This is a genomic window from Mucilaginibacter sediminis (assembly GCF_051903035.1).
In the GTDB taxonomy this organism is placed as follows: domain Bacteria; phylum Bacteroidota; class Bacteroidia; order Sphingobacteriales; family Sphingobacteriaceae; genus Mucilaginibacter.
Map to the genome: position 1 here is coordinate 7048179 of NZ_CP170602.1, position 18347 is coordinate 7066525.

The following is an 18347-nucleotide window of genomic DNA, read 5'->3' on the forward strand; positions in this document are numbered from 1 at the left end:
GTAAACGCCCGGGTATTATTAAACCGTTGTAAAGAGTTCGTTTTTTTTGTTGATGTTTGACATTTCTTAACACTACAGACCATGAAAACTTTCCAATTTAAAATCCAGCTCACTGGCACCGAAAACCCTGTAGTTTGGCGGCGGCTGCTGGTACCCGAAGACATTAGTTTTGATGAATTTCATATGGCGATACAGGCTGTATTTGGCTGGGATAGCAGTCATATGTACCAGTTTTCGGCAAAAGGATGGGGATCGAAGCCGTATTATCAATTGCTTGACCATTACAGCGATAGCGGTGATGAGCGCGACAGTGAAGATTACCTGATTGGCGAGGTGTTTAAGCGGGCCGGGCAAAAGTATACCTACATTTACGATTTCGGCGACGATTGGAAACACGAGATTTTGTTAGAAAAAACTACAGGAGAACAAGTGTTTGCACCGCATTGCATCGGCGGCGAGGGTGCCTGCCCGCCCGAAGACTGCGGCGGGGTTCACGGCTACTACCGCATGGTAGATATTGTGAACGACCCCAGCCACCAGGAACATAAAGAAATGCGCGGATGGATGGGCATACCTAAAGGTGGCAAGTGGGATGTAAACGCCTTTGACCTTGAAGCGGCCAATAAGCGTTGCGCCCGCCTGGTAGGCGATGATGACGACGAAGAATAATTTTTGGTGTCGAAATTATAATTGATCCTAACGCTTAAGTTATTGTTATTTAGATAGTTAATTGTGTTCACCTCCGAACACCCTTGCATTCCCACAAAAAACCGAACACTCTGGTTGCTTCTTAACCATACAGCGGTTACCTTTGCGGCATTATGCTGCAACGTGTAACAGCCTATTTATTGATCTTTTCGCTGGTATCGGTTAATTTTTCGCGCTTTTTTGTATACGCAGGATTTGAACTGAACAGGAATTACATTGCCACCAAGCTTTGCGAAAACCGGGCCAGGCCCTGGATGCATTGCGATGGCAAATGTTACTTCATGAAAAAGATAAAACAGGCTGAGGATAAGCAGGCCAGCGACGAAAGGCAGTCGCAAAAAAGCCTCTTCCAGGAGGTGTTTGTTATCAGTAGTACTGATGTTAAATTCCATTCCAGCCTGTTGCAAGTAATTGATACCCCGTATGATGACTGCCTGCCACCCACCCCGGCCGCAGTGATCTTCCAGCCCCCGCAGTTAGGATAAATTCCACCCGATTTTTCCCGGATGTTTTTTGATTGATAAGGCTTTGCTGCATGCTTTTGCGCAGGATAACTATGTTATTGCGAGGCACAAAGCAATGGCGAACTATGCAGTGCGCTTTGCTTCCGTGCAATTGCCTCTTGTGACTAAAGGATACTAATGCCTTCATTAAGCCTTCATCCGGTACAATCTATTTATCCACCGGAGGCAACTCCTCACACATTATACATGAAGAAATTTTTCTCTCTCTCTATACTATTTTTTATATTTAATACCTTGGCTTACAGCCAAACCAATATCCAGGTTATAGTTGTAGATGCCAATACCCATGAAGCCATGGCTGGCGCCGTTGTTGCCAAAACCAATGGCGAAAAGCTGGGCGCTACCGATGCCAAAGGCCAGTATGTTATTACATCGCCCGGAACTTTTGAAATCAAGGTAACTATGGTTGGTTATGGTACGCAGGTAGTTAGTGTTACTGAAAATAAGCTCGACGTTGCTTTGTCCCCCTCAACTTTAGATCTGGCGCCTGTGGTAGTAACCGCCAGCCGCGAGGGCCAGGCCAGGCAGGATGCGCCAATCGCTATCAGCAAAATAAACTCTACCCAGATAAAAGATACCAAACCAACTGCCCTATACCAATTGCTCAACAAAGTAGCAGGCGTTTATATGGTCGACCTGGGGAACGAGCAGCATACTATGGCCATACGCCAGCCCATTACCTATAATGCACTTTATTTGTACATGGAAGATGGTTTGCCGATACGTCCAACGGGGATTTTTAACCATAACTCGCTGTATGAAATCAACGTGTCGGGCGTTAAAGATATCGAGGTAATTAAAGGCCCGGCATCGTCGCTTTACGGCAGTAACTCCATTGGCGGTGCTGTAAACTTCATCACCCAGGGGCCACCCTCGGGCTATGCAGGCAACGTTTCTATCCGTGGCGATAACTATCACTACCGTAGGGTTGATGCGGATGGCGGCTTTAGCAAAGGCAAATTTGGCCTATACATAGGCGGCTACATCGGTCATCAAAAAGATAGCTGGCAAGATTATTCTGATTTTGATAAGTACTCGGCCAACTTTAAAACTACTTATGATTTTAACGCCGGTACACGGTTAACAACTTCTGCTGCTTATAATTACCTGAATACCCAGACGCCGGGAAGTTTGGATAGTGCCCACTTTTACAACAGAAGCTATGGCGCAAATCAGCGTTTTACCTATCGTAAGGTGGAGTCGTTCAGGGCCAGCACCAGGCTGGATCATCAGTGGAATGAAAAGAATGCGACGTTTGTTACTTTATTCTTTCGCCACAACTCAACCGCGCAGCTGCCAAGCTATTTTATATCCGACGTTAGGGATAATCCAGGCAACTACCTGAGCAGTAACGGGCAGGTGAATGATCAGCGTTTTCACAGCTATGGATTGCTGGCGCAGCACAGGGTTAACTTTGATTTTCTGCATTCCAGGCTGATAGGAGGGGTTTACGTAGATGATAGTCCAAGTTCGTACTATGCTCAATACCTTGATATTGATAAGGATGTACAGAATAACTACTACACCGGCTTTACAAACACAGGTAAATACATCGATGATTATCGTATCAAACTGTTTAACACAGCTACTTACATGCAATATGAAGTAAAGCCCACCGATGCGCTGCGCATAGTGGCCGGTTTGCGGTACGATAGGGTGCATTACGATTTTACCAATGGCCTGCCTGCCGGCAGCACAAAATACAAACAGCGGGAAACCAATAACTTTAACATTGTGGCGCCTAAACTGGGCCTGACATATGATTTAGGCCATAACAAAGGTTTTTACGCCAATTACAGTGTAGGCTTCCAGCCCCCAGAGACAGGCGACTTGTATAGTTCAAGGCAGCTAACTCCCTTAAGGCAAGCTACTTTTGATAACTACGAAGTAGGTGGCTGGTTCTCGGCCTTTAACAAAATGCTGTACTTTGAAATGAGTTTGTTTGACCTGGAAGGCCGTAACGAAATCATCAGCCAGCTTTTGCCAGATAACACTACGCAGAACCAGAATGCGGGTGCTACCCGCCATCGTGGCATTGAGTACTCTTTAACACTGGCACCAGTTAATGAGCTAACCTTCAGGTTTAGCGGCACCAATGCCAGGCATACGTATGTGCATTATAGCGAGGTGGTTGCAAACTATAGCACAGGCAGCAACACTGTGATTAAATACGATGGCAATCGCATGAGTAACGCGCCTGCCTGGATTGCCAATTCCGAACTTACCTACAAGCCGGCCTATCTGCAGGGCTTCAGGATAGCAGGCGAGTGGCAACACATTAACCAGTACTATACCAACCCGGCAAATACCAAAACTTATAGCGGTTATAATATTTGTAACCTGCGTTTAGGTTACGATGTTAAAAGCAGTGTGCTAAAAGGGGCGGGCATCTGGTTTAATGTATTAAATTTAACCAATAAACTGTACGCCACCACGGTAACCAGCAACCGGTATGGCGATACCTATAATGCCGCGGCACCGCGTACTTATACCCTGGGTATCAGTTATTCATTTTCAAAATATTGACCCATGGCATCATCATCAGTAAAAAGCAACTTTTATAAATGGCACCGGGTGCTGGGTTTAACTTCCCTTATCCCGGTTATCTTCTGGACGTTGAGCGGGTTATCGCATCCGTTCATGTCCAACTGGTTCAGACCGTCGATTGCGCGTGAGATCTTTAACCCTTTGCCGCAAAGCAAAATGAAGCCGGTACTTACCATTCAGCAGGTGATGGACCGCAATCATATCACCGCGTTGAGGAACTTTGGCCTCATCAACTTTAAAAAAGGCACCTTTTACCAGGTACTTGGGGTAGATAGTACATATAATTACTATTCGGCAACCGATGGCGTATTATTACCGCATGGCGATACCGACTATGCCGAATACCTGGCCCGCTATTTTGTGCAGGACAGCACAACGGCCATACAAATTAGCCCTCAGCGTAGTTTTGATAGCGAGTATCAGCCTATTAACCATTTACTGCCCGTATTGAAAGTGTCTTTCGACCGGCCCGATGGTATGGATGTTTATGTAGAGACCGGGCAAAGCCGCATGGGTACATTTAATAACAACACCCGCAAGGCGTTTTTATCCTTGTTTGAGGAGTTTCATACCTGGGAGTTTTTGGCCCGGTGGGGTGGCGATACTTTCCGTAACGTGGTATTACTCGTTATCATGAGTATCATGCTGTTTGCGCTTATTAGCGGGTTAACAGTTTATGGTTTGATGTGGAAGAAGTTTAAAACCAGCGCTCAAAAACGAAAAACCAGGGGAGATGACGACAAACGATTCCTGCACCGGTTTCACAGGCAGATAGGGCTCATGGTATCCTTTGTAATGTTCACCTTCGTGATTAGCGGTGCGTTTCACCTGGCCGTGAAGCTACGCAACAGTGGGCCGGTTAAGGCAGATTACGGGCAGGTGATTAAACGCGGACAATTGGGCATATCCAACTTAACACTACCCCTGGCCGATAGCCTTATCCGCAAAGTGGGGGTGGTTAGTTTCGGCGGCAATACCTATTACCAGGCGACCGATGACCAAAAGGAGATAGTCTATTTTAACACCATCACTGGTAAAGAGCAGCTTAATGCCGATGAGGATTATGCCCGGTTCCTGAGTACCTACTATCAGCCCCGGTTAGAAGCTGGGAAGTATTATGGTCGGGTTACGGTGCACCAGGTGACGCAATTTGATAACGAATATGGTTTTATCAATAAACGCCTGCCCGTTGAGCGGGTGAGCTATCCTAATGGCGATAACTGGTACATCGAGACCTCCACATCTAAACTAGCCACCAAAGTAACGGGTGTAGATAGGGCAGAGGGACTTTCCTTTATCTTTCTGCATAAATACTTCGGGATGACCTGGGCCGGCAAAAATATCCGCGATATCGTGAGTATGCTTGCCGCTTTAGGGGTGCTGGTGGTATCTTTATTTGGCTTTGCTTCATTTATAAACAATAAATAACCATGAAAAAATTAATCATCATATTGGCACTGTCCGCATTTGGTTTAAGCAGCATTACGTCGTGCAGCAGCCCGGATACTAAAACCGGAGTAAAAACGAAGAGTAAATATACCTGCACCATGCACCCCGATTTAGCTTTTGATAAACCTGGCACGTGCACCAAATGCGGTATGGAGTTGGTGGAGCGGGATACAACGGCGGGGAAGTAAGTTTATCTTTTTGTATAATAAGATACTGTCATGCTGAGGTACGAAGCATCTACTCTAAGCCAAGCGTAACACCAGAAATGTTCGCGAATAGATGCTGCGTACCTCAGCATGACAGTCTTTTACTTTTTTGTCATTCCCATTCATAGTTTGGCGAAATTTTACAACTCAGCAAGACAAGTTTATTTTAAAGGAGGGTAGGCCTGTCCTCCTGAGCCTGTCGAAGGACGCGTGGAGAGGCCTTTGCCCGCAATGCTTCCGCGGAGCTCAGCATGCCAGCGCTGTTTGTTGCATCGAATATTGATCCTCCCTCCAACGCAAAAAAGCCATCCTTTTCCGGGATGGCTTTTTATTTAAAGTTTGTATTGCTTTGCTGTTTTCAATAATGCCGTGCTGTTACGTATACTTAACAACAGCGGCATTTTAATTATTAAAACACAGCAACAGCATTCAAACAATTAAGCTTGTTTGGCAAACTGAACGTTAATTAACAGTTTGATATCTTCGCCTACTACAATTGAGCCGGCTTCGGTAACTCCATCCCAGGTAAGGCCGAAATCTTTACGGTTAATTTTACCGCTGATTTCGAAACCAGCTTTGGTGTTACCATAAAAATCAGCAGCCGAACCGCCAAATTCTACATCTAACGATACCGGTTTGGTTACGTCTTTGATGGTTAAATCGCCTTTTAAAGCATATTCATCATCACCGGTTTTGGTAAATGAAGTTGATTTGAAGCTGATTTTTGGATAGGTTGCCGCATCAAAAAACTCAGCCGATTTCAAGTGCTCGTCGCGTTGAGTTTGGTTGGTATCGATGCTGTCGATATCTAACGTAAAGTCTATCTCGGCATTTTCAAAATCGTCGTTATCTGTGATTAACTCACCGGCAAAGCTTTTGAAAAAACCGCTCACGGTTGATATAACTAAATGTTTTACTTTAAATTGTACTTCTGAATGCATTGGGTCGATAACCCATTTTGTTGCTGTTTGTGTTGACATGATATTTGTTTTTTTTGTTGAGACAAAGATAATACAAAATTAGATGTTTAAACATCTATTATTACTAATTTACAATTCTCAGACATTGAATTACAATTTGCCGACGTTGAATTACCAGTTTAACCATACAATTGCGCCATTGTTTAAATTAAAATCTACTTTTATATAATATAACACCAGCTTCATACCAATTTAACCGTCCAATGAGAAAGCTCTTTATCGTTTCATTCTTTATCATATTTGCCGCCCTTGCCGGGTGGACTATCATCTGGAGACCCGCGGCCTGGTCGTTTGTGATTATGGTGCCTGTTTATGCCGTCGGTTTTTATGACCTGGTGCAAAAGAAGCACAGCATCGTGCGCAATTTTCCGGTGTTTGGCCACCTTCGGTTTTTGATGGAGGATTTGCGCCCCAAAATATACCAGTACTTTGTGGAAAGTGATACCAACGGTACCCCGTTCAACCGTCAAAACCGCAGTGTAGTTTACCAGCGTGCCAAAATGGTTGATGATACCCGCCCCTTTGGTACCGAGCTTGACGTTTACGAGAACGGCTACGAATGGCTTAACCACAGCATCGGGGCTATTGATCACCATAAACTGGATATGGCCCCGCGCGTAAAAGTTGGCGGGCCCGATTGTAAGCAGCCTTATATGGCCAGCGTATTCAACATATCAGCCATGAGTTTTGGTTCGTTGAGCGAGAACGCTATACTGGCCCTTAACGGTGGCGCAAAACTGGATAACTTTGCCCATAACACCGGCGAAGGCGGCCTGAGCGATCACCACCTGCAGCCCGGCGGCGATATTATCTGGCAAATAGGTACCGGCTATTTCAGTTGTCGCCATAAGGATGGTACTATTGATTACGATGCCTTTGCCCAGCGCGCCGTGCTTCCGCAGGTAAAAATGATCGAGATCAAACTTTCGCAAGGCGCAAAGCCGGGTCACGGCGGTATTTTACCGGCAGCCAAGGTAACGCCCGAGATTGCCCGGATCCGTTTGGTAGAGATGGGGCAGGATGTAGTATCGCCGCCATATCATACCGCTTTTAGCGATCCTATTGGTTTAACCACTTTTATCAAAAAACTGCGCGACTTATCCGGCGGCAAGCCCATCGGTTTTAAACTGTGCGTGGGGCATAAAAGCGAATTTCTGGCTATTTGCAAGGCCATGGTTAAAACGGGCATCTACCCCGATTTTATTACTGTTGATGGGGGAGAGGGCGGTACCGGCGCAGCGCCGCTGGAGTTTTCTAACTCGGTAGGTATGCCCCTGCGCGAGGCTCTGGCCTTTGTATATGATGCCCTTACCGGGTTCGATATTAAAAAACATATTAAGCTCATCGCATCGGGCAAGGTAGCTACCGGTTTCGACCTGGTGAAAAACTTTGCCATCGGCGCCGATATGTGTAACAGCGCCCGCGGCATGATGTTCGCCCTGGGATGCATCCAGGCGCTGGAGTGTAACATGAATACCTGCCCAACCGGCGTAGCTACCCAGGATAAAAGCCTGATGCGCGGCCTGGTGGTAGATGATAAAAAGGTACGGGTAGCCAACTTCCACAAGGCAACGGTAGGCAGCGCTATCCAGATGATAGGTGCCGCCGGCCTCACCAAGCCCTGCGATCTGCACCGCATGTTCATTTACCGGCGCATTAACCACAGCCAGATACAAACTTATGCCGAACTGTTCCCCTATATCCCCAAAGGCAGCCTGCTGAACACCCCATATCCCGCCAATTTTGAACTGGACATGGCCCTGAGCAGTGAAAATACTTTTTTACCGGATTATAGCGTGGTAACTAATATTGATTATAGTAATGTGAGTTCTTATACAGTATCAAGTAATTAATATCAGGAACAAAAACAAGTCACGGAGAAATATGTCTCTCCTCCCTGTCATAGGCAGGTACGAAGCATCTAATCACGGGGCGCTATGTGTGGCTATTGGAGCTAATAAACACTCAACTTAACCGCCTACTCAAATATAATAAATAAAATAACGAGGTGCAAATGCAGTGCGGTATTTGCATTTGTATTTAGCTATAGGTTTGTATATAAAAAAGGGACGTGTTGAAAAATAACTCTATTGATAATCAGATTGTTATATAAAAACACTCTCCCTTCAAATGCACCTGCCGCACCCTTGCCAGCCCCTTGTCAACCCTCGCCGGCACCTTCCGGCACCCTGTTAAGCACCTGCCAAACGTGGTTTATTTTTTTCAATAAGTCAACAAATTTAAAACTGAATTTTTGTTTTGGAACAATAGTTCTAAAATATTCATTAACTCTTTTTGAAGAGGTGATTTTTACTGACAAGGAAACGCTGTTTTGGGAAAAAAACGGCGACCGGCCCGGGTAAACGAGCCGATAGTTATGGGAGGAGGGCAATCAAATGCATTTTGTTGCATGGGTTGCTTTTTGTTGAAAAAACGATTTAGCAATTTGTGTCCCTTGTTTGCGAAATTCAACGCGCACCGCTTTGAAATTAACGGTAAACAGGGAGCACCTACGGAGCCAATTTGCGGGAGGGTGCAAACGCTATAAACACGTGACTCCGCTATAATCGGTGGGTGCTAAATCGTTCTGAAAAGGCTTCCAGGGTTTAGAACAATCTTGCTATGCATTTACAGATTTTTATAATTCCGGCGGAGTACCGTGTTTGTGGTAAAAAAAGCAATAGTTTTTGGGCTCCCGTAGGTGCCTCCTGTTTTAAAGTGAATTCCCTGGCTTAAACCCTAATCACCTAAATTCAATTATTATATTTATTACCCCCATATTTGCATTAAATGGAGAAGTTAAGAAATTTTTACGCCCTGTTTTGGATCCTGGGTTTAACCCTGCTGATTTACGCCTTCTTTAGGATCAAGCAGGAGATTTTCCGGCATCGAAAACCAGCTACAGAAATAAAAAAGCCCATCTCCTGACCATCATTTGGATGAATAAAGCAATTCCCTCCCTCGGGAGGGGCGCGATAGAAATGGGCGCAAAAGGCAGGGAGGGGTTTAATGAACTATTTACGTTTCAGGGAACGATTTAGCTGAGCGAAAACTATGTCATTGCGAGTATCCATCAGCTTCGGCTGAAAAAACAGTAATGACATGGTTGCAAATGGGGTTATTCTGGGACCATCAGATTTGCGCTTCCTTTTAAAAAGCGGTGGAAAAGTGCGATTCCCCTCTTGAGAGGGGCGGAGGGGTGTGTTATGCATGCGCAATGAAACGCGGAAAAACACACCCCTGCCAACGCACCTCCTACCGCGCCCCCTCTCGAGAGGGGAATAAAAAATAAATTTGATAATCAACGTATTATAATCATGTCATTATAAGGCACGAAGCAATCGCTGAACTATGCCCGATGTTTTGTGGGTTGCGAAATTACCTTGTAGAAGCTACAACATCGGCCCGCTCATGGCCGCGGGAGGGCCTAGTCCTTTTTGTCTTGAAACAAAAAGGACCAAAAGACCGAGCGTAGCGAGATAATGAGCACCTATAAAAAACAAACGACAGCGAATAATTCAAGTCAGCAGAAATGCTTCTTTGCGCTTGGGGCCTTTGCCCTGCAAAACGGCCAAAACCTGGGCTGGAATTATTTTGCCCCGGTGCGCTTTATCCCCCGCACTTGCAAAAACTTCCTATGCCCTGCCACCGCACTACCCACCATCGTTTTGGCCGTTTTCGCCCGAAGCTGTTCTGCTGACGCTTTGGGGAAGACGAGAGCTTTCGAATTCCGAAGTCACTTTTTCCAGTTCCCTCCCTCGGGAGGGGCGCGATAGAAATGAGCGCAAAGGCAGGGAGGGGTTTAATGAACTATTTACTTTTCGGGGAACGATTTAGCCGAACAAAAACTATGGTATACGAGGTACTAAGCAATCTCTTAACTTAGCTTTTCCAAAGTCACAGGTCAGCCCTGCTCAATCAACTTCACAAGACTTGCGCTAAAGGGGGGGCTGGGAAGGTTGGAAATGAGTTATCACTCATTTCCACTACACAAGCGCTGCGAGGGGGCAAGTGTATGAAAATTTAAGAATATTAATAATATTGTATATAGCTTTATAAAACCATGGCCAATCATAATATCGATAGTTTAGAACTGTATAAAAAACATATAGACTCGTTAAATAAAGTTATAGCAGTATTGCATAACAGCAAAAGTGTTTTTAAGATTGGCGAAGCGTCTGTGCAAGCAGCGTTAATTGTTGCGTCCGCAACAATATTCACAGTTATGATTGGCTTTATTTTCAAAGATTATTTAATCCCAGGTTGGATCGAAAAGAGAACCGCCAGCCGGACGGGCCAGGCCCTATTCCAGCTCTATAAGGTCAACCTTTTCCGGTCAGCCAATGCAATTAATAACCGACTGCATGAAATTTACCGGACTAGGTCACATTATCTATGGAGTAATGCACCACTGAATACCTTTTACGATTACAAATACAAAAGCTCCATTTACAGGCTATGCGTTCTCATGGGCTGGATCAGGGCTTACCGCATACTGGAATCGTCGATGATTATTCCCAAAAGCGATGCAAAATTTCATGAAATATCTGGATGTATCAGCGCCATAGAATCCGCACTGGCCGACGGCCAGCGCATTGAAATGTATGTCGCCCAAGCTCTTTTTACGATTGCGAAGGTCAAATCAGATACCGTTCCAGCCGATATCCTGGAGAAGTTTTCGGTCGAAGTAGATCACTTGATCAACCAGTATTTGCAGGACGATTTATTGGATTATATTGCAGATCTCACACCAGATCAGCAAGAGTCTTTTATCGTCGATCTGGAAAAACTCCTGGCCGCGCTCAAAATCAAACATGAACCGCTGGCGACTAGTAAGGAATTAATTATCAAAGAAGTGTCCGTTAAACTAGGTCTGATCTACCGCGACTGGCAGCAGGGTATCGGCGACCTTATGTTGGAAAAGGATGAGCAAATCTATAATACTATCAGTTACAAAACCTTTGAAGAGTACTGGGGAATGAAGGAAGATACCTCGGAAAAGAAATGGCTGAAACGAGCCGAGGTAATGTTCGAAAACCTAGACTTGCGCGTCGATCAGCAAAGCGATTCCCGTATCGAACAACTCAAACTGGTTTACGCTAGTATTTACAGTCTGTTAAATGCCTTGTACACTACGGAAACCGGTGTAAGCCCGGTCAGTCAGCAAGATTTTAATAAAATCCCAAATACCATTGATAGTACTAGGAAACCATAGAAAATATGATACTTTTAATTTAAAAGCTAAAATAAAAATGTTTTATTGCTGAGGATCTATTCCCATATAATGTGGCCAGTATCTGTAATATTCCATGTTTCCCGATAATTTTTAATTTCCGCAACTGATATGCTATAAGTACTTAACGATTGAACGGGTGTTCTGTCGTAATGTGCTTTCATAACTTCAAATTCAATGGCCTGTACGATCCTAAACTCCGTATCAGCTACATTAGGTTTTACTGCTAAATTTCTCGTGAAAAAATTGTTGCCTACACTCGGATAGGAAATGCAGTCATAATTAAAGTTGGAATTGTCGTCATCAAGCTCAAATATCCTGTCGGAGAGAATTGCTGATAGCATATATTCAAAATGATTTTCGTCGGTAACAGATTTTGAATACTCCCGTGCAAGTAAATTGAAATAATTTGTCATGTATCGTGCTAAAAGTGGGTCTTGACCGTCATTTAAAAGTTTTAACGCCTGCAATCCTTGCGCTATTTGTGAGTTTGCTTTTGCTGCACATTCGCTATGCTCAATCGGGTATTGGGTAAATGTTCGAGTTCGCTTTGGTGCCCAAACACCAATTGTGACAATTTGATTTTCAGGGGGACGGATTTCTTTTAAAGCTGTATCAACAGTTTCGGTAAGATATAATAGAGTATTGTTACAAGTACTGGCTCTATTATATCTATTCTTCTCCTTTAAAGTTTCTAATGGCGGATAGGTTAAAAATTTCACATCGGCTATCGATTCATTTTTATCAGTGACTTTTTCATTAACAACTAGTCGAAATAAATTGCCCGCAATGGTAACTTGATTTGTGATCAGGCAGTGAGAATTAAAAGCGTAATGAATATAATTTTTAAAATCTTGAATATCTTGGGCTGTGAATGATTTATAATTCAATTCTGTAAGTTGTGCATTCAGTTCGTTATAGAATTGTCCTAAATCCTCAAACGCCTTTCGTTCTTCTACACTCACATCTTGGCCTGTTTCCAATTTACGCAGAATCTTTTGCTCCATTGTTACGTTATTACCACCATAGCTTTTATATTCAGGAATTGTTGGCAAATTTTTAAACTGGCTTAAACGCTCACCGCCACTCGCTTTGAATTTCTTCGCTGGCTTGTCCCAATGATCGATAACCTCTTGTATGCTTTCTTGTAAATCACTTATTTTAGGTTTAAGTATTTTATGATACATTAAATTTGTTCCTTGTAATCTTGAATGGAAAATTTTCTCAAATTCGAAGGTAGCGTTGTCAACCAACTCAAATAGGAATTCGACCGTGGGCGCATCATGGTAGTAGCGAACGTCAAAGTTTGTTTCTGTTTTTGCTTTGAATACTTCACCGTTGAATTGATGTAAGTAGGTCATAATAACCCCTACCGAAAAGCGAAAGACGCTATTAAAAATATCTGGTTTAGTAATACCTAACTCGTAGCGAATGTCACTTTTAAAACTTCCTAAGAATTTTTCAAACGGCTCATGTTTCCATTGCAAAATAATTGTTGGATATGCCGTTTTTAGTTCTGAAGCAATTGTATCCATTCGAGTTCATCCGTTATTTTATTATATCCAAATTTAACAATTAGCAGCATGTTTTTTGATGGAATACATGTTAATAGCTTGATTAACAAATTTAATGAAATTATTAAAAATGAGTTGTGGAATTAGTAGATTGGAACCGGTTCAAGCAGAGAAGGAATTAAAAAGAATCGCTTACCCCCAATTCCTCCAAACTCCCCCGCGATAGGGATGGAAACGGATACCGGCCCGCGCCTAATGCCTTGTGCACGTATGAGTGCACAGCCCGGGCCAAAGGCATCGCCATGATTAGATATGAGATATTAGATTTGAGATTTGAGACAGGAAGAAACAGGTTTAACCTTGTACGAGGCAGACGCAGGAGGATTTTCTACACACTTTCCCACCCAAACCAAACTTATTTCGCAAATAATTCTTATCTTGTTTCCCCTTCTTTTTTTGAGGGGCTATAATTATGACTAACCACGAAATTAAAATAGCTTTCGACGAATACGATTCTATTGAACAATTGGATAAAACAGATTACAGGCTGTGTCTTGAAGCAGCCGAAGCATTAAAAAACTCCCATTCGCCATACTCAAAGTTCAGGGTAGGGGCGGCGTTGCGGTTGCAAAGCGGCAAAATTATTTATGGCAGCAACCAGGAAAACGTAGCCTATCCTTCGGGATTATGCGCCGAGCGGGTCGCGTTGTTTTATTGGGGCGCCAACCACCCCAACGATCCGGTGGAAGCCATGGCCGTAACCGCCCAGACTGATGAATTTGAGCTTACCCGCCCGGTAACATCATGCGGATCGTGCCTGCAGGTATTGGCCGAAGTTGAAAAAAAACAGAACAAGCCCATCAAAATTATATTATATGCACAGCAGGGGCCTGTTTGGGTAATACAAGGCATTGAAAACCAACTGCCCTTTTTGTTTTTTGAAGAGCGCCTTACTACATAAACCATGAAATTAAAACTGCTTTTATTGCTGATGGGCTGTGCTTTTACAGCTAATTTGTTTGCGCAGCAAGGGTTTCCGTTTGATAACGAGATCAGAGCCTTTAAGCACCAGGATAGCATCAGCTTCCCTAAAAAGAACGGCATTTTATTTATAGGCAGCTCATCCATCCGCCTTTGGGCCGACCTGGAACAACGCTTTGCCGGTAAGCCCATTATTAAACGCGGCGTTGGCGGCAGCACCATTGAGCAATTGGTTGATTATTATACGCCCTATATCATGATGCCATATCGTCCCCGAAAAATATTTATCTATGCCGGTGAAAATGACATCGCAGCCGGGAAATCCGGGCAGTTTGTAGCCGATGAGCTTAGTAAGCTATGGATGCTGGTACACAGGGAGCTGCCCAAAGCCGAGGTTTATTATATGTCGGTAAAGCCAAGCCCATCGCGCGCCAAATATTACGGCGAAGTGTATAAAGCTAATGACCTGATCAAAACCTACCTGAAGAATAAGCCTAAGAGCCATTATGTAGATTTAGTGCCGGCCATCTACAAGCCCGGCACCACCCAGCCCGATAGTAGCCTGTTTAAAAGCGATTACCTGCATTTGAACCCGAAAGGCTATGATAAATGGGAAAAGGTGCTGAGGCCATTGGTGCGGTAAAAAAGTTACCCTAAGGGACAATGAAGTAATCGCATGGCGGCAACTACTCACCCGGTCGAGGCTACGCCCGACCACCCTCTCTCCGGCTGCGCCGCAAAGAGGGTTTTAGAGTTGTTACTAAAATAAATATTTGATTATCAATTATTTAAAAATAAACCCTCTTTCCACCGCAGGTGAAGAGAGGGTGGTCGGGCGTAGCCTCGACCGGGTGAGTTTTAGCCAGCGTTTAAGCGAATGTTTATGTAAATTCCAATACATGATGCACAGGCAATTCGTGCAATTCGAATAAATTCGTGCCATTCGTGTTTATAAATTCGCCTCATTCGTGTGCAATAAAAAAGGCCCCGCCTGGCGGGGCCTATACTTACTTACATTATAAACACTAAACTAAAACTCTCTTTTTATTTAAAAACGCTGTATACGTTGGTAATTTTCCAGCCTTTGCCGGTATTGGCAACGGTTACGTAGTTGGTGCGCACAAAGCCGTCAAACTGCATATCTACTTTTACAACGGCCATGTCGGAGTTACTTTCCATAATGGTGGTGCTGGTGGTGCAATTTTGCTCGATATTTTTGTTTGATTTTATCGACTCAATCATTTCGTTTTTGGTAAAGCTTAATACGTTTTTACCACGTAACATATTAAATTTGGCCGATTGGTCAACCACATCGCCAAGGCCCTGAATTTTGCCGCGGGTCATGGCATCTACATAAGTATTTATTGCGAAATTGCGGGTCAGGTTGTCGCCTTCGGCATTTACGTTTGCTTTGGCTGCGCCACATACTATTACTAAAGCTACTGCTGCGATTATTGATTTTAAGGTTTTCATATTGTTGTTGTTTGGAGGTTATTTGTTTTTTAATTTATATCTATAAGACAGCGGCACTATTCCTTTCGTTACAGCTAAATCAATAGATTTGTACGATTTAACAAACATTTAACAATTGGTATTTTTTATTAAATATTTAGCAACAGAAATATAATATATACCACGCTATGGTTGATTTTACTACCATTATTTTGCAATTTGCTGAACAGGGCGAAAAAACCGGCTGGACTTATATTGAAATTCCGGCCGATATTGCGCAGGAAATGAAGCCCGGGAATAAAAAATCTTTCCGGGTGAAGGGCAAACTCGATAACCTGGACGTGCGCGGCATGGCCCTGATGCCCATGGGCGAGGGCAACTTTATTATGGCGCTGAAAAAAGATGTTTGCAAAGCCCTGCACAAAAGCCGCGGCGCCATGCTGCGCGTGCAGCTTGAACCCGATGATGATTTTAAATTTGCGATACCTGCCGATCTGCTGGAATGTTTTGAATACGAACCCGAAGGCGAGGCTTTTTTTAACAGCCTTGCCGAAAGCCACCGCGGCTATTTTATAAAATGGATAGATAGCGCCAAAACCGACGCCACCCGCGCCAACCGGATAGCCAGCACCATAAACGCCATGGTAAGGCGAATGGATTACGGAATGATGCTGCGGGAACTGAAAAGGGCGAGGGAATAATGACACCTTATTAATGACGAGAATAAATTTAAATTGCCAGTTAAAAAAAGCAATATTTAATGGCATTGCTTTAACAAAATGCATAAACGATAATAGCAATACATAGATTTGTAATTCATCAATAAAAAGAATGGTTAAATTATTTATTGTGGGTATACCCCGCGATATGGAGGAGATCGAATTACTTGAGATATTTACCCTGTACGGCCAGGTTGAACAAGTAAAGATCATTACCGACATTGATACAGGCCAAAGCAAAGGGTATGGCTTTATTAATATGGCAGACGAGCCCGGTGCAATCAGGGCTATTGATGCATTAAACGGCGCAACAATTGACGATCGTGAAATCAGCGTACGCTTAGCCGACGACAAACGGCCCGCTCCGGAACCTCCAAAGCAACCTTTTAAAAAATCCTTTACACCCAAAAATCAATATCAAAAGGTAAACCCGCATACATCAAACGAAAAACAGAAAAGACCGAGGAGGCCGTTTTGATGCTTTAGGCCGTTTTTTTACTGCTGCTGTTTAGGAATAACGTTTTTTGCATCAGGCTAAATTTTAATATATTAGCGTGATATAAATAAACCACACCAATTCCTAAACCGCATGGAAATCCTTGAACAGGAAGAAAAATCACTCTTCGTAGATGTAACTACACAAAAGATATATACGCTCCGGTCTATCCAGGTGGCTACCTTTTTGGGCGGGCCAATAATTGCCGGCTACCTCATATCCGAAAATTATCGGGCTTTTGACGAAGACAAAAAGTCAAAAATAGCCATTGTGCTTGGCGTTCTTGCAACAATAGTATTATTCGGCGTGGTATTCATGCTGCCCGATACTAAGAAGGTACCAACATATATAATTCCCCTGGCTTATAGCTGGGCTGCCTATATATTGGCGCAACAGCTCATAGGAGCACAAATGAAGGCTCATTTTGCCGCCGGCGGTGGCGTATATACCATATGGCGGGCGCTGCTTGCAGCGCTTATAGGTGGTGCAGTTACGGTGACCGGTGTTTTTGTGACGCTTTTGTTAGTAGGGTAGACCACGAAAATTATACATCATGACGAGAACTACACTTACGGCCGAACGCTTAAATACTATTTCATGGCTAAATGATAAGATTGTTGATTGGGCCGCTGGCGGCAATCAATATTCGATGGATGGAAGTACAAAAAGAAGCAGCTCATATTTTCCATTTAATTTTGATGGTTCTATTAATACTACCGACGGCCAATATGCTTTTATCTATCAAAAGCTTGGCACCAAAGGGTTGTTATTAAAAAATGGAGAACTTTTAAGGGAAATAAACAGATCTTATTACTTTGCCGAAGCTTATGAATATCCTGCTGCATTTGTGACAGTAGATGAAGTGACCTATCTTGTTCATTGCCCGAAAGAATATTGCAGGCTTGATTTTGAAAATGTGGAAACCGGTGAACTAATAACCGAGGTTCCGGGCAGAGAGGCTGAGGATTTTTTCCATTCAAGATTGGAAGTAAGTCCCGATGGCAAACATTTATTGAGTAAAGGCTGGCTTTGGCATCCTATGGATGAAGTTTATATTTACAAGGTTAATGACTGTCTTAAAAATCCTTTATTGTTAGATCAACTAATATCGTTCACCCATATTAGTGTTGAAATGGAAACAGCAAGTTTTATTAACAATACAGAAATCCTTATTGGATCTGGCGATGAGGTATACGATGTTGAAAATATTATTTTTCCATCCAAGCATATCGCAGTTTGGGATATAGCCACCCAGCAATTATCAACCCCCGTAAAAATAAATGTAGAATTTGGCAACCTGTTTGCCATTGATGGCGAGCGTTCCTGGGATACCTATCTGTATCCTAAAATTATTAACATCAATACCGGAGAAGTTATAGATAAAGATGAATCGGTTTACAGTGGCAAACAAAATTCAAGTATTGTAAACAAAGAGAACTTGGTGCAGATTGTGTTTAACAGGGATACGAAACAACTTGCAATAGCTGGTAAAGAAGTGATTGACGTTTTTACACCATAAATTACCTGCAATTAAAGGT

General features: G+C 43.4%; 16 protein-coding genes. 13 read left to right on the top strand and 3 right to left on the bottom strand.

The window, feature by feature from the left end:
* The first annotated feature begins 81 nt into the window (after positions 1-81).
* The 5 genes from ACFGVS_RS29455 (at position 82) to ACFGVS_RS29475 (ending at position 5416) form a co-directional block, all read left to right on the top strand.
* Positions 82-669 (top strand): plasmid pRiA4b ORF-3 family protein, encoded by a 588-nt coding sequence (locus ACFGVS_RS29455; RefSeq protein WP_439696678.1) that lies wholly within the window; start codon positions 82-84, stop codon positions 667-669.
* Positions 670-821: 152 nt separating this feature from the next.
* Positions 822-1193 carry a hypothetical protein gene (locus ACFGVS_RS29460; RefSeq protein WP_439696679.1) on the top strand — a complete coding sequence of 124 codons (372 nt, stop codon included), beginning with the start codon at positions 822-824 and terminating at the stop codon, positions 1191-1193.
* 225 nt (positions 1194-1418) lie between these two features.
* The gene (locus tag ACFGVS_RS29465; protein ID WP_439696680.1) at positions 1419-3758 is read left to right on the top strand and encodes a TonB-dependent receptor domain-containing protein; all 2340 of its coding nucleotides are present in this window, start codon (positions 1419-1421) and stop codon (positions 3756-3758) included.
* Between the two features lie 3 nt (positions 3759-3761).
* Positions 3762-5207 carry a PepSY-associated TM helix domain-containing protein gene (locus ACFGVS_RS29470; protein WP_439696681.1) on the top strand — a complete coding sequence of 482 codons (1446 nt, stop codon included), beginning with the start codon at positions 3762-3764 and terminating at the stop codon, positions 5205-5207.
* Between the two features lie 2 nt (positions 5208-5209).
* Positions 5210-5416: a heavy metal-binding domain-containing protein gene (locus ACFGVS_RS29475; protein WP_090645296.1), complete on the top strand. Its 207-nt coding sequence runs from the start codon at positions 5210-5212 to the stop codon at positions 5414-5416.
* Positions 5417-5871: 455 nt separating this feature from the next.
* Here ACFGVS_RS29475 and ACFGVS_RS29480 read toward each other — a convergent pair whose 3' ends face one another.
* Positions 5872-6414: a YceI family protein gene (locus ACFGVS_RS29480; RefSeq protein ID WP_090645299.1), complete on the bottom strand. Its 543-nt coding sequence runs from the start codon at positions 6412-6414 to the stop codon at positions 5872-5874.
* A 203-nt stretch (positions 6415-6617) separates the two neighbouring features.
* On the opposite strand from ACFGVS_RS29480, the gene ACFGVS_RS29485 reads away from it, so the two are divergent.
* Together ACFGVS_RS29485 and ACFGVS_RS29490 are read left to right on the top strand one after the other, a co-directional pair.
* Positions 6618-8267, top strand: coding sequence for an FMN-binding glutamate synthase family protein (locus tag ACFGVS_RS29485; RefSeq protein ID WP_439696682.1), 1650 nt, complete (start codon positions 6618-6620; stop codon positions 8265-8267).
* 2210 nt (positions 8268-10477) lie between these two features.
* The gene (locus tag ACFGVS_RS29490; RefSeq protein WP_439696683.1) at positions 10478-11629 is read left to right on the top strand and encodes a hypothetical protein; all 1152 of its coding nucleotides are present in this window, start codon (positions 10478-10480) and stop codon (positions 11627-11629) included.
* Between the two features lie 56 nt (positions 11630-11685).
* Here ACFGVS_RS29490 and ACFGVS_RS29495 read toward each other — a convergent pair whose 3' ends face one another.
* Positions 11686-13182 carry a hypothetical protein gene (locus ACFGVS_RS29495; RefSeq protein ID WP_439696684.1) on the bottom strand — a complete coding sequence of 499 codons (1497 nt, stop codon included), beginning with the start codon at positions 13180-13182 and terminating at the stop codon, positions 11686-11688.
* Between the two features lie 451 nt (positions 13183-13633).
* Here ACFGVS_RS29495 and ACFGVS_RS29500 point away from each other — a divergent pair, with 451 nt between their 5' ends.
* Both ACFGVS_RS29500 and ACFGVS_RS29505 read left to right on the top strand, forming a co-directional pair.
* The gene (locus ACFGVS_RS29500; RefSeq protein ID WP_090645318.1) at positions 13634-14122 is read left to right on the top strand and encodes a cytidine deaminase; all 489 of its coding nucleotides are present in this window, start codon (positions 13634-13636) and stop codon (positions 14120-14122) included.
* Positions 14123-14125: 3 nt separating this feature from the next.
* Entirely contained in the window at positions 14126-14785 is a 660-nt protein-coding gene (locus tag ACFGVS_RS29505; RefSeq protein WP_439696685.1) for a GDSL-type esterase/lipase family protein, read from the top strand.
* A 401-nt stretch (positions 14786-15186) separates the two neighbouring features.
* Here the strand turns inward: ACFGVS_RS29505 and ACFGVS_RS29510 are convergent, their stop codons facing one another.
* Positions 15187-15615, bottom strand: coding sequence for a nuclear transport factor 2 family protein (locus tag ACFGVS_RS29510; protein WP_090645324.1), 429 nt, complete (start codon positions 15613-15615; stop codon positions 15187-15189).
* Between the two features lie 167 nt (positions 15616-15782).
* On the opposite strand from ACFGVS_RS29510, the gene ACFGVS_RS29515 reads away from it, so the two are divergent.
* From ACFGVS_RS29515 to ACFGVS_RS29530, 4 genes are all read left to right on the top strand, one after another.
* Positions 15783-16295: a YdeI/OmpD-associated family protein gene (locus ACFGVS_RS29515; RefSeq protein WP_439696686.1), complete on the top strand. Its 513-nt coding sequence runs from the start codon at positions 15783-15785 to the stop codon at positions 16293-16295.
* 130 nt (positions 16296-16425) lie between these two features.
* Positions 16426-16791 carry an RNA recognition motif domain-containing protein gene (locus ACFGVS_RS29520; protein ID WP_439696687.1) on the top strand — a complete coding sequence of 122 codons (366 nt, stop codon included), beginning with the start codon at positions 16426-16428 and terminating at the stop codon, positions 16789-16791.
* 111 nt (positions 16792-16902) lie between these two features.
* Positions 16903-17343, top strand: a complete 441-nt coding sequence (locus tag ACFGVS_RS29525) for a hypothetical protein (RefSeq protein ID WP_439696688.1) — start codon at positions 16903-16905, stop codon at positions 17341-17343.
* A 19-nt stretch (positions 17344-17362) separates the two neighbouring features.
* A complete protein-coding gene (locus tag ACFGVS_RS29530) occupies positions 17363-18328 on the top strand; it encodes a hypothetical protein (RefSeq protein ID WP_439696689.1) in 966 nt (321 codons plus the stop codon).
* Positions 18329-18347: the final 19 nt, after the last annotated feature.